This is a genomic window from Dyella silvatica (genome assembly GCF_026283955.1).
Classification (GTDB): Bacteria; Pseudomonadota; Gammaproteobacteria; order Xanthomonadales; family Rhodanobacteraceae; genus Dyella_C; species Dyella_C silvatica.
Genome location: NZ_JAPDPE010000151.1, coordinates 1 through 11515, shown reverse-complemented (window position 1 = coordinate 11515; position 11515 = coordinate 1). Strand labels below are relative to the sequence as shown.

Annotated in this window: 10 protein-coding genes; 3 read left to right on the top strand and 7 right to left on the bottom strand. The window is 60.9% G+C overall.

Annotated features, from left to right (window positions below; genetic code table 11):
• Positions 1-132: 132 nt before the first annotated feature.
• Positions 133-2571: a protease pro-enzyme activation domain-containing protein gene (locus tag OUZ52_RS20800; protein ID WP_266160473.1), complete on the bottom strand. Its 2439-nt coding sequence runs from the start codon at positions 2569-2571 to the stop codon at positions 133-135.
• A gap of 664 nt (positions 2572-3235) precedes the next feature.
• Here OUZ52_RS20800 and OUZ52_RS20795 point away from each other — a divergent pair.
• Positions 3236-3421, top strand: a complete 186-nt coding sequence (locus OUZ52_RS20795; RefSeq protein ID WP_266160472.1) for a hypothetical protein — start codon at positions 3236-3238, stop codon at positions 3419-3421.
• 196 nt (positions 3422-3617) lie between these two features.
• Here the strand turns inward: OUZ52_RS20795 and OUZ52_RS20790 are convergent, their stop codons facing one another.
• Positions 3618-4043 (bottom strand): tautomerase family protein, encoded by a 426-nt coding sequence (locus OUZ52_RS20790; RefSeq protein ID WP_266160471.1) that lies wholly within the window; start codon positions 4041-4043, stop codon positions 3618-3620.
• Positions 4044-4193: 150 nt separating this feature from the next.
• On the opposite strand from OUZ52_RS20790, the gene OUZ52_RS20785 reads away from it, so the two are divergent.
• On the top strand, positions 4194-4829 hold the full coding sequence (locus OUZ52_RS20785; protein ID WP_266160470.1) for a TetR/AcrR family transcriptional regulator: 636 nt from the start codon (positions 4194-4196) through the stop codon (positions 4827-4829).
• Between the two features lie 388 nt (positions 4830-5217).
• Here OUZ52_RS20785 and OUZ52_RS20780 read toward each other — a convergent pair whose 3' ends face one another.
• Together OUZ52_RS20780 and OUZ52_RS20775 are read right to left on the bottom strand one after the other, a co-directional pair.
• Positions 5218-5706 (bottom strand): RES family NAD+ phosphorylase, encoded by a 489-nt coding sequence (locus OUZ52_RS20780; protein WP_266160469.1) that lies wholly within the window; start codon positions 5704-5706, stop codon positions 5218-5220.
• Positions 5703-6383 carry an antitoxin Xre/MbcA/ParS toxin-binding domain-containing protein gene (locus OUZ52_RS20775; RefSeq protein ID WP_266160468.1) on the bottom strand — a complete coding sequence of 227 codons (681 nt, stop codon included), beginning with the start codon at positions 6381-6383 and terminating at the stop codon, positions 5703-5705. Before OUZ52_RS20775 ends, OUZ52_RS20780 begins: the two co-directional genes overlap by 4 nt.
• Positions 6384-6858: 475 nt before the next feature.
• Between OUZ52_RS20775 and OUZ52_RS20770 the strand changes: the two genes are divergently transcribed.
• The gene (locus OUZ52_RS20770; RefSeq protein ID WP_266160467.1) at positions 6859-7233 is read left to right on the top strand and encodes a hypothetical protein; all 375 of its coding nucleotides are present in this window, start codon (positions 6859-6861) and stop codon (positions 7231-7233) included.
• Between the two features lie 66 nt (positions 7234-7299).
• Here OUZ52_RS20770 and OUZ52_RS20765 read toward each other — a convergent pair whose 3' ends face one another.
• Genes OUZ52_RS20765 through OUZ52_RS20755 form a run of 3 tightly spaced genes read right to left on the bottom strand, consistent with a single transcriptional unit; the run spans position 7300 to position 11407 of the window.
• Complete coding sequence (locus OUZ52_RS20765) at positions 7300-8055, bottom strand: SDR family oxidoreductase (protein ID WP_266160466.1); 756 nt, start codon at positions 8053-8055, stop codon at positions 7300-7302.
• 37 nt (positions 8056-8092) lie between these two features.
• Positions 8093-9271: an acetyl-CoA C-acyltransferase gene (locus OUZ52_RS20760; protein WP_266160465.1), complete on the bottom strand. Its 1179-nt coding sequence runs from the start codon at positions 9269-9271 to the stop codon at positions 8093-8095.
• A 45-nt stretch (positions 9272-9316) separates the two neighbouring features.
• Positions 9317-11407 carry a 3-hydroxyacyl-CoA dehydrogenase NAD-binding domain-containing protein gene (locus OUZ52_RS20755; protein WP_266160463.1) on the bottom strand — a complete coding sequence of 697 codons (2091 nt, stop codon included), beginning with the start codon at positions 11405-11407 and terminating at the stop codon, positions 9317-9319.
• Positions 11408-11515 lie beyond the last annotated feature (108 nt).

Genomic DNA, 11515 nt, shown 5'->3' with positions numbered 1-11515 from the left:
TGCAGTTCGATCGCGCCTGAAAAAAAATCGCCGATGGCATGACAGCCATCGGCGATGCATTACAGGTCTGACCTATAAAGCCAAGGTTTGGCGCGCATCCATGCGCGCCGCGACCCATCAGGCCGCGCTCTGTCAGAACGAGAGCTTCCAGCTGTTCAGCGTGCCCTGGTCACCGCTATACCAGCTGTCGTTGTCGATCACCTGCAACTGCCAGGTGCCGTTGGCGACGTTCGATGAGGCGTTCACGGTCCAGGTGGTGTTGATGTTGCCGTCGTCGTTGTAGTCGGGCTGTTGCAGTACATAGGTACTGCCATCGGGCGCGATCAGGTCGATCTCCAGATCGCCGGACCAGTTGTGCGTGATGTTGGCGCTGACCTTGAGCGTGGACGACGCGTTGCCCGACTGGCCGCTCACGCTGATGTTGCTGGTGATGGTGGCGTTGTCATCGATGTTTACCGGCGTGCTGTTGCTGAATACGCCACCGTTGCTGGTCACCACGACCGATGCCGTCTTGGTGTTGGTGGCGCCCTTGCTGTCGGTCACCGTGAGGGTCACGGTGTAGGTGCCGGCCTTGGCATAGGTGTGGCTGGGGCTGGCCGCGGTCGAGCTGCTGCTGTCACCGAAGTTCCACGCATACGAGCTGATGGTGCCGCCGGTATCGGTGGAGCTGTTGGTGAACGCCACCGCGAGGCCGTTGACCTTATCGGTGAAGTTGGCCGCAGGGCCCGACGGCGGCGGGGTGGCGCCACCCCAGTACTTGGTGACATAAGCACCGAACTTGGAGATATCCAGACTGCCCCAGCCGGTGGCGTTGTCATAGCCCACGCCGGCGCTGTAGCCATTGCCGCTATAGCCGTTGTTGCCCGAGGTCACATCGTGCAGCGGCGCGCTGTCTTTCGGGAAGTAGGTGTACATGTTCTGCGTCGGCAAGCCGAGCGAGTTCTTGTTGGCCGATTCGATACGTGCCCAGATGCCGACGAAGATCGGCGAAGCGAGGCTGGTGCCGCCGACGCCGTAGGTATTGCCCTGGATAAGGATTTTGGCGCCGCTGGCTTGTGCCGCATCGAACGCGACGTCAGGCACTTGGCGCTTGGTCACTGTGGTGCCCAGTGCCTTGGTCTGCCAGGCGGGCGCATCTTCGAACGAGCTGACGCCGCCACCAGTGGCCCAGATGCGCTGGTTGCTGTCGGTGCTGCTGATCGCGCTCAACCCTTCGTTCCAAACCGTTTCACCGGCCCAGGTGGTGGTATTGGTAGTGCTCAATGCCGTACCGCCAACCGTGATGACGTTGGGCGACGCGGCGGGCTCGCTGACCGAATAATGCGTCAGGTCGATCTGCACGGTTCCGCTGGAGTCGGCCACATAGCCGATGCCAGTGCCATCGCTAGACCACTGATATACACCGGCATCGCCGGAAGCGATCGAGAAGGTCTGGCCCTGTGCCACGGCGGTGGCGAAGATCTTGTCGTCGGCCGCCTGGCTGCCGGCGTTATTGGCCGCGGTTTCGTCGACGCCGAGCGACACGTTGATGACCGTGGCGACGTTATCCGTCACGGCCTTGTTATAGGCCGCAGTGATATCGCCCAGCGTGGCGCTGGGTGCGGTGTAGAACTTCAGCGCCTTGACGCCACCGGAGGTGCCGATGATGGTCTGGCTGTCCAGATTCCACTCGGCCTGGGTGTTGATGTCCGGCGTCTGGTAGGTCGCCGTGCTGCCGCCGGTCTTGACCATTTCCGTGCTGACGGTCGCCAGGCCGGCATTTTTGGTAAAGGTGTTCAGGTCGGCGATGGTCGGCGCCATGTCGTACCAGCCGATGATGCCTACCGTGGTGGTCGATGCGCTTGCGGTGGTGCCGACGTCATAAATCGTCGGGAAATCCGTCGGGCTGTGGGTGACCTGACTGGCGGTGGCTTGCGGCGCAGCCACGCTGTTGCTGTTGATGTGCGACATGACGTGCGCGGTCACGACGTCTTGCAGGCCGAGCACCGAGTGCACAATGCCGCTCAGCGATTGCGGCACCATCACGTCGGCAGCGTTGGCGAAATGCTGCTTGCCCTGGAAGCTGAAGGTCTGCATGGAGGTGTTGAACGCGGCATTCGCGCTCATCGCGGAACCATCGGCGCTCACCAGCAAGTTGTTCGGGGCGACTTCGATATGCGTAAAGCCCGACCGCTCCAGATACTCCACGACGGCCTTTACTTGGGCGTCGGTCGGCGCGTACTGCGCCTTGAACTGTGCCGGCGTGAGGAATTTTTGGTATTTGGCGTTGCCAGGCTGCTGAACATCATGCAGAAAGGTCTTGAACTGTTCGGCGTTGCGCTGATTCAAATTGATCACGATATGCAGCGGCTTGCTTTGCTCCAGCGGCATGATCTGGTTGGCGGCGACCGAAGGGTGACCCTTCATGATCAGCGTCGAGGTTTTCGCAACCGCATTTTTTTGAATGGCGGCGTGAGTATTCGTGGAGACCCACGATTCACTAGCGTGCGCGGACATCGTCATTACAGCCAACGACAGCGCGGCTGGCAGCAAGGCCAAGCGATACCCCGAAAGACGAATACGATTCGACATTGATGAATTCCTCAAAATTTTTAGGACAAACGGAGCCGATGCGGCCATCACGCCCCATAGTTTTGCCGTGCGAAGTGCACGGCCTCTCACCCAACTTGAATTGCCCCGCGACACTGAGCCCCCTCAGATGCGGCGCCCCCTACTGTCCCTGTACGCCGGCATAGATACAGCGTCGTCTTTGTACAAACGGGATGCGCCGCAAAGACCCTACCGGTGTTTTTAGGAATGTGCGCTTCAGCACGAATCTCCTTTCGACGCATGGTTAATCGAAAAAACTTGCGGCTCGGAGGCGGTTGTTCAAGCGCGCATTGCGCTATCCATGCAGCGATGGATTTTGCGTCGCAGGCCGCTTCGATTAACCCCTGATCAGTGTGCAATGGTGCGCTGTGTCGGCCGCGTGTGCGATGACGGGGCGGCAGGGGCACATCGCGAATGAAGGCGTGTCTAAAGGCGCTCGTTCGCAGTGAGTCGTGCCCACTCGGCGCCCAAGAGAGGGCGCGATTGCAACGCAGCAAGCAGAGCGACACGGTTGACCGATCACTCAGCCAAGGCATGCCACGATCACGGCGTTTCGATCAACGGATCGACGGCGTGGGTCAGCAGAGATGGCAGCGGTCTTTGGGCGTCTATATTGGAGTACGGTATTCGGGATGATCGCTCGATCATGAAAGCTTTGGCTGGCGACCAAGATGATCGGCGCATCGGTCTCATAGGCAGCGTGTGCGGTGACCTCAGCGATGAAACCCACGCCATCGACCGCAAGGTGATACACGAGGGCCACCGCGTCGGGCGGAGGGGCGATCAGGTAAAGCAGGATTTCGATATCAGTGCCGGGACGCCGCGGTGCTGAAGTTCGATTCTGCTTATCGCGGTTGCCTTGGCGTTGCTGCACGGGTTGGGCTTGCGCTACACAGTAACGCCAAGGCGATGGAACACGCGACCAAGGCCAGGATGGTTCGAACAGGCTAAAGTGATTCACGCAGCCGCTGCTGGCATCGTAGCGGCTGGTAACGCAGTTGATGATGGCGCGATAAGGCTTGGGCAGATCAGTCCGTGGCGGCCTGTTGAATCGCGGTGCCCAGCTCATCATTCGAATACGCCTTGCCACCGATGCCCCAGCTGCCGTCGACGGCGTACGTCACGTTTACAAACGTGCGCTCACGCGGATGCGAACCGGCCTTGAGTTCGTCGATGAGGTCGGTGGCGGCAGTCACGAACGCCTGCTTGATCTGCGTATTGGCAAAGGTAAGCATCGGTACCTTTACTTCGATCACAGCAAGCGATTGCGCCTTGCCACCCACGTAGCTCTCCGATTCGGCGCTCACCAGTAGATGGCCAATGACATTCGGAGCCATGAACGCATTGCCAGTGAGTCCGTGCGCGCGCAGTACTGCGTCGGCAAGGCGGGGAAGCACTTCACGTTTGCCGCTTGTGCTGAGAAGACCTTCAGTGACATGGACAGAAATAGGCATGCAATCACTCCTCGGATTCAAAAGGGGGCGGGTCAAGACTCTTGCTCATGCGTCACGAAGGCCATATAACGATCGTGATGCCGCGATCGTTTCATAACGATCGTTATGTCGTCAAGTACTAAATAACGAACGTTATGTGAAGGGTCGAATATGGCGCATCGAGCAGGTCAGAAAGAACAAGGCAGGGCGAAGATCCTCCACAGCGCGGCGCGGGGATTTCGCAGCCGTGGGTTCGGCGGTCTGGGTGTGGATGGCCTGGCCAAAGATGCCGCGGTGACGTCTGGTGCCTTTTATGCTCACTTCAAATCGAAAGCGGATGCTTTCCGCGAGGTCGTGATTGCCGGTCTCGATGATTTGAAACGAGGCATCGAGCAGACCCGCGAGCAACTGGGAAACCGCTGGCGCGAAGGCTTCATCCATTTCTATATGGGTGATCGACGTACCTGCGATCTGGCCGACAGTTGCGCACTGCAAAGTCTTTCGGCCGAGGTCGCTCGCGCCGACGATGAACTTAAGCAAGCCTACGAGGTTGAGCTACAGGCCATCATCGACGCCATGGCGGCCGGTCTCGAAGGCAAGCCCAAGGCTCGGCGCGAGGAGGCGATAGCGCTGCTCGCATTACTCGTCGGCGGGGTCACGCTTGCGCGAGCGGTGCAAGACCCGGCGACGAGCAACGACATCGCCGCCGCCGTGCGCAAGGCGGCGCTTGCCGGGCTCGCGCACGGAAAGCAGCCTAGCCCGCCTGCTCGTACCGGCCATTCTGTGCACGATGGCGTTGCCGAATGAAGGTCATGCAGCCCGCCGTTCTCCGCGCGCTGCATGCTTTGCCAGCATGCTGGCGTCGAACAGCCACGCGATACAAAGCCTCGAAGATCGACTGGATGGTCTGGCTCGCTAGCACTGGGGCGAAGGTGTGGACCCGCATAGCGGGCGCAGTTTTGACTCTGCGACCTTTGCGGCCGAGTCGGCCGTACAAGGCGAGGAAGCCGTGTACGGCCAGAGCATGCTCGTTGCAGTCGACGTCGCTGCGAGGAGGCTGATTCGACCTGTCGGGCACGCATTAAAATCATGCTCCAGCTTCTACGTGGTCTACCCGGCGGGCGCCATCCATTAGCGCAAGCTAACAGCCGACTCTCTTCAGAAGAGATATCGCCGCAAGGCTGATGGAAGCTAACTACACGACTGCGCGTAAGCGCGCGTCGTAGACAAACTTGCGTAGCTTCTGCGCGGAGATTTTCCCTGCGTCCGGGTGCGCTGGATTGATCAGGACATTGATCTCTTCGGGGATGACGGCCGATGGAACCAGCAGCAGGGCGGAGCTTTTGCCAGCCAGCCAGCGTTGGCCGATTTCCATCGAGACCATGCCGGCGGGTTCGGCATCCCAGCCCACCATGGCGCGGTCGTTGGGATCGAGTTTTTGCGCCTTTTTCCACATGCTGGATGGAACATCGAAGCGAACCAGGTAGCGGTTCATGGGCAAGGTGCCTACCTTGAGATGGACCAGCGTTTCAAGGCAGGCAAGGGCTATCACGGTCGATGTGTAAAGCACCGGGGTGCCAGGGCGATTCCAGCGGCCACCGGAAATCTTGGCTCCCATGCCGTCCGGATCATCGGCCGTATAGGTTGGCGTGTCCGTGCCGATCCGCCATAGAGGCACGTTCATGCATAGGCGCCCGACTGCGCTTGCCGCAGCAGTTGCGATATCAGCTCCTGGCCGGCGGCGGTGTCCATGTAATCCGCGGGGGCTTTGCCGCCGAGTGCCGGCAACGGTTGTTCAATCCATTGGCCTACCCATTCGGACGCATTGAACCCATCGGGATCGCCGCTTTGCTCAACCATCAGCTGGACCTGTCCGACCAGGCGCATCATGCCAAGCAAGCGCTCGCTGTCGTTAAGGTTTAACGGGTCGCCATCACGCAGTTTGCGACTGTAGGTGCTGCGAACCAGGCCAAGATGATTCACCAGTGTGGTCTGATCGAGACGAAGATCCTCGGCCACGCGTTTCAAATAACGCGGGGCAATACCTTGTTTGACGATGTCGGCCTGGATCACATAGGAGGAGCGGAAAATTTCCTCGTAACTGATCTGCATATCCCGCGCTATGGGCTTTGTCTGCACCAGGTAATCGATACTGCTTTGGTCGGTTATCGCATCGGTCTGAAAGACTTCCACGTTCAGGGCGTCCAGATCGTAGCCAATCTCGACATTGAGATGCCCGGCATAGCTCTTGGGATCGGCGGTGCGTGGATGGCTCACGCTGGGCAGTTTCGACTTGCCGGGAGTGGCCAGCGGTTGCTTTTTGCGGCCGATAGGTGGGGGTGGAAAACGGCGTTCAGTCATGTCGGCGTGCTCGCTTCATGTCTCAATTGCGACGCAAGTATATCTCATATGAGGTCGCGTGGAGGGCCGGGGGGCCGCTGCCGTTGCGATACATGCCTGCGTCATACACCGATCTACTTCATTCGATCTGCCGTCCTGAATAATGGTAATGCATTGTATTTATTGAGTTACCTTGCATGGCTGCGGTGTTGAGGGGGCTTTGACCCGATCGGTACAGGGTCGACGATGCCGGCTTAGCGCAAACAGGCTGCGTACATGCCTTCCGCTGCCTTGGGTTTCAGCCCGCGTATGCCAGCGTGCCGGGCAAGCGGGGGCTGGCATCGCAGTTCATCCGGCCGGCTCGACGATCGAGCATGGCCAGTCAACACCGTTGTCTTGGCGAGCAGAGGGCCTTCCAAGCCATCTTGGCTGACCGTTGCAAAAATTTGTCGCAAGGCTATGTTCTGTTTTTCAAACCCTCAATCGAGGTATTCGCATGGCACTACGCCAGGTTATCTACGCTGCCGCGGTCTTGCTGCTACTGGCCTGCTCGGGCTGTGCGTTGCAGAAGGAGGCGGATGCCAAGTTTGGCGACCAGAACTTCAAGACCAGTATTGCCCTGGTCGAGCTCTATCACACCCGCTATGGGGTTTATCCGGAGACCTTGCGTGAGATCAAGTTCGCCGGTGACTGGGATGCCCTGGCGTTGAATTCGGTTCGCTACAAGCGCGACGGCAACGGCTATGACCTCGATGTGGTGCGCGGCTGGGTCGGTGCGCCGGAGCTGTCATTCCCTGCCGAGTTTTGGCATGGGCTCGGCATCGTTTCGTCGAATGTCGGCGGAGCGCCCCGGCAAACGCCAGGTATGTGATGCCCTGTGCATCGGTGCTGACGGTCTCGATAGTTCAGCGCCATGGATGAGCCATGGCGGTCGCCGTCAGTTCAATTTCGCTACCCACGACAGCGGTAAGCGCTTCATCAAATAACCCAGCGGCGCCCATGGCCACCAGGGGACATAGGCCTTGGCGGGTTCGCGCTCGATCGCTTGCGCCAGCAAACGGGAGCCGCGTTCGGCATCGATGATGTAAGGCGTCTGCTTGGCGGGCGCCTTATCGTTCATTTCGGTGCGGATATAGCCGGGATAAATCGTGCTGACCGCGATGGCCGGTTTGCGCAGCATGTCGGTGCGGATGCCCTCGGCCAAGGCGGCGACGCCGGCTTTGCTGGCGGCGTAGGCGGTCAGGCCGCCGCGCAGGCCGCGCATCGCGCTCATCGACGAAATAATCACCAAGTGCCCGCTGTCTTGCGCGCGGAAGATTTCCATGGCCGCCTCGCACTGTGCCAGCGCGGCGATAAAGTTGGTTTCGATAATCGCCTTGTTACGCGCGAAGTCGCCTTTGCCGACCGGTACGCCCTGGCCGATGCCGGCATTGACGATGACCCGGTCCAGCGTGCCCAACGCGTCGCGGGCGGCGCGGAACACCGTAAAGACCTGTTCGTACTCGGTGACATCCAGCTGATGAATCGTAACCTTGATGCCGGGCGATGCGCTTTCGAGTTCGCGCTTGAGCTCGTGCAAACGGTCGATCCGTCGCGCGCACAGCGCCAGGTTGTGGCCGCGTGTGGCGAACTCACGCGCCATGCCGGCACCCAGGCCCGAACTGGCACCGCTGATCAGAATATTTTTACGCATCGCTCATACCGTGGCTTAGCAAGGGAAGGGCAGTGGCTCAGGCCACTTCGAACAGGCCAGCGGCACCCATGCCGCCGCCGACGCACATGGTGACCACCACGTATTTGACGCCGCGTCGCTTGCCTTCGATCAAGGCATGCCCGACCAGCCGCGAGCCGGTGACACCGTAGGGATGACCCACGGCAATCGCGCCGCCGTTGACGTTGAGGCGTTCATCGGGAATGCCGAGCTTGTCGCGGCAATAAAGCACCTGCACGGCAAAGGCTTCGTTGAGTTCCCATAGGCCGATGTCGTTCATGCCGAGCCCATTGCGTTCGAGCAAGCGCGGTATCGCAAACACTGGGCCGATACCCATTTCGTCGGGCTCGCAACCGACCACGGTGAAACCGCGAAAAATGCCCAGCGGCTGCAAGCCGCGTTGCTCGGCGAGCTTGCCGTTCATCACTACGCATACCGATGCGCCGTCGGAAAACTGACTGGCATTGCCGGCGGTGATAACGCCGCCCGGCGTCGCCGAGCGGATCTTGGCGACCGCCTCCAGCGTGGTATCGGGTCGAATGCCTTCGTCGTTGAGCACGGTGACCGTGTGCGTGCCCAGCGCCTGACTGGCTTTGTCCACGGTGCCCATAGTCACCGTGATCGGCACGATCTCATCGCTGAACTTACCTGCCGCCTGCGCCGCCGCTGCGCGCTGCTGCGAGCGCACGCCATAGGCATCCTGTGCTTCTTTGGAAATACCGTAGCGCTTGGCCACGACTTCGGCGGTTTGCAGCATCGACCAATAGATTTCCGGTTTGTGCTGGGCCAGCCACTCTTCTTGCATATAGGTCATGTTGATCGACGCCTGTACGCAGGAGATCGATTCCACCCCACCGGCAATCATCACTGGCACGCCTTCGTTGCGCACGCGTCCGGCGGCCATGGCGATGGCTTGCAGGCCGCTGGAGCAGAAGCGATTGATCGTGATGCCTGCGGTCGACACCGGCAGGCTTGCACGCAGCGCCGCCTGGCGCGCGATGTTGTTGCCGGTGGCACCCTCCGGCAGCGAAGTGCCAAGGACGACATCCTCGATCTCGGCCGGATCGACCCCGGCTCTGGTGATGGCCGCTTCGATCACGTGGCCGGCCAGCGTCGCGCCGTGCGTCATATTGAAACTGCCGCGCCAGGATTTGGCCAACGCAGTGCGGGCGGTGGAAACAATGACGGCGTCAGTCATGGCGTACTCCGGTAACGGCAGGCTTGAAGAGAGAGACATGGCGGTTCAATGGAAGCTCGCTCCGGCATCGGCCAAGCGCGCCAGCAGCGGCGCCGGCTCCCAAAAGCCAGGCTCGGCACGCGGCGCGGCGGCGAAGCGCTTGATCGCGCGCAGCACATTGGCCAGCCCGACGCGGTCGGCGTAAAGCATCGGGCCACCGCGATAAGGCGGAAAGCCATAGCCCATCAAATACACCACGTCGACATCAGAGGCGCGCTGCGCAATGCCTTCGTCCAGCAGTCGTGCGGCCTCGTTGACCAGCGCGTAGACGCAGCGCTCGACGATTTCACTGGCCGGAATTTTTCGCGGCGTAATACCAGCCTCTTGCCGATAAGCGGCGATCAGCGCATCCACCTCGGGGTCAGCCAAGGCATCGCGGCGGCCGGGCTCATAACGATAAAAGCCCGCGCCGGCTTTCTGGCCGAAACGGCCAAGCTCGCATAAGCGGTCGGCAATCACCTGATGTTTCATCGTGGGGTGCTCGGCGTACTGGCGTTTGCGCACCGCCCAGCCGATATCGCCGCCGGCCAGGTCGGCCATGTGGCAGGGGCCCATCGCCATGCCGAAAGCTTCCATGGCGGCATCAAGTTGCTGTGGCGAGGCGCCTTCCTCGAGCAAGGCCATGGCCGCGCGCGAATACATATTGATCATGCGATTGCCGATAAAGCCATCGCAGACACCGGAGACCACGGCGGTTTTCTTGATGCGCTTGGCCAGTTGCATCACCGTAGCCAGTACGTCTTTGCCGGTGTGCTCGCCGCGAATGACCTCCAGCAGCGGCATGACATGGGCCGGGCTGAAAAAGTGCGCGCCGATCACATCTTGCGGGCGGGCAGTAAATGCGGCGATGCGATTGAGGTCGAGGGTCGAGGTGTTGGAGGCAAGGATGGCGCCGGGTTTGCATACCGCATCGAGATGCTGAAACACGGTTTGCTTGACGCCCATCTCTTCGTACACCGCCTCGATCACCAGGTCGGCGTCGGCAAAGCCGGCGTAGTCGAGGGTCGGCTGCAGCAGGGCGAAGCGGTGGGTGGCTTTCTCCTGCGTGCTCTTGCCTTTGGCGACGGCGCCTTCCAGCACTTTGCGAATCGACGCCACTCCGCGCTCCAGCGCTGCGGCCGAGGTCTCCAGCAGCACCACCGGCAAGCCCGCATTGAGAAAATTGATCGCGATGCCGCTACCCATGGTGCCGCCGCCGACGACGCCGACGCGGACGATGTTGCGTGTCGGTGTGTCGGCTGGCACATCGGCGATCTTCGATGCCGCGCGTTCGGCGAAAAACACATGACGCAGTGCATTCGATGCTTCGCTCATCATCAGCTGGGCGAACAGCTCGCGCTCGTAGGCCAGCCCCTCGTCGAAGCGACGTTTCACCGCGGCCTCGATCGCATCCACGCATTTCAGTGGCGCCGGGTAATGTTGGGTCACCGCACCGATGCTGTTGCGGGCGAACAGAAACAACGCGTCGGCTTTGGGATGACCGACTTTGAGATCGCGCACGCGCTTGAGCGGTGCCGCTTGCGCCAGCACGCTTTGCGCAAATGCCAGCGTGCCCTCCAGCAGTGGTCCATCGACGATGGCATCGAACAAGGCACTGCCCTTGAATTGCTCTACCGGTACGGTGGCGCCCGAGACGATCACATTCAGCGCCGCCTCGACACCGATCAGTCGCGGTAGACGCTGGGTGCCGCCGGCGCCAGGCAGCAAACCGATTTTTACTTCGGGCAAGGCGATTTGCGCGCCGCTTTTGGCGACGCGGTAATGGCAGCCCAGAGCCAGCTCCAGTCCACCGCCCATGCAGGTGCCAGCGATCGCCACGATCACCGGTTTGCCGGCGTCTTCCATGGTGGCAATCATCGTCGCCAGCGAGGGCTCGGCAAACATCGCCGGGGTGTTGAATTCGCGAATATCGGCGCCGCCGGAAAACAACCGCTCCGAACCGATCAATACAATGGCTTGCACCGCTGGATCGGCCAGCCCCTGTACGACGGCGGCGACAATTTCGCCACGCATCGCATGACCCAGCGCATTGATCGGTGGATCGTCCAGGCCGATGACGGCGACGTTGTCGTGCAGTTGGTATGACGTGCGACTCATGGCGATCCTTATGCAAGCTCGTTGAGCGACTGATGCGTGGTGGCGGTTCGATGATCGGTGACGTCTGGATGCGGTGGCTGCCGGCGCTATGCCGCTAGCGCAGCATGC

Bases quoted from the DNA above. Each gene is read 5' to 3' on its own strand.
- OUZ52_RS20760 (WP_266160465.1), bottom strand. From the start codon at position 9,271: ATGACTGACGCCGTCATTGTTTCCACCGCCCGCACTGCGTTGGCCAAA.
- OUZ52_RS20780 (WP_266160469.1), bottom strand. From the start codon at position 5,706: ATGAACGTGCCTCTATGGCGGATCGGCACGGACACGCCAACCTATACG.
- OUZ52_RS20775 (WP_266160468.1), bottom strand. From the start codon at position 6,383: ATGACTGAACGCCGTTTTCCACCCCCACCTATCGGCCGCAAAAAGCAA.
- OUZ52_RS20785 (WP_266160470.1), top strand. From the start codon at position 4,194: ATGGCGCATCGAGCAGGTCAGAAAGAACAAGGCAGGGCGAAGATCCTC.
- OUZ52_RS20765 (WP_266160466.1), bottom strand. From the start codon at position 8,055: ATGCGTAAAAATATTCTGATCAGCGGTGCCAGTTCGGGCCTGGGTGCC.
- OUZ52_RS20795 (WP_266160472.1), top strand. From the start codon at position 3,236: ATGAAAGCTTTGGCTGGCGACCAAGATGATCGGCGCATCGGTCTCATA.
- OUZ52_RS20770 (WP_266160467.1), top strand. From the start codon at position 6,859: ATGGCACTACGCCAGGTTATCTACGCTGCCGCGGTCTTGCTGCTACTG.
- OUZ52_RS20790 (WP_266160471.1), bottom strand. From the start codon at position 4,043: ATGCCTATTTCTGTCCATGTCACTGAAGGTCTTCTCAGCACAAGCGGC.
- OUZ52_RS20800 (WP_266160473.1), bottom strand. From the start codon at position 2,571: ATGTCGAATCGTATTCGTCTTTCGGGGTATCGCTTGGCCTTGCTGCCA.
- OUZ52_RS20755 (WP_266160463.1), bottom strand. From the start codon at position 11,407: ATGAGTCGCACGTCATACCAACTGCACGACAACGTCGCCGTCATCGGC.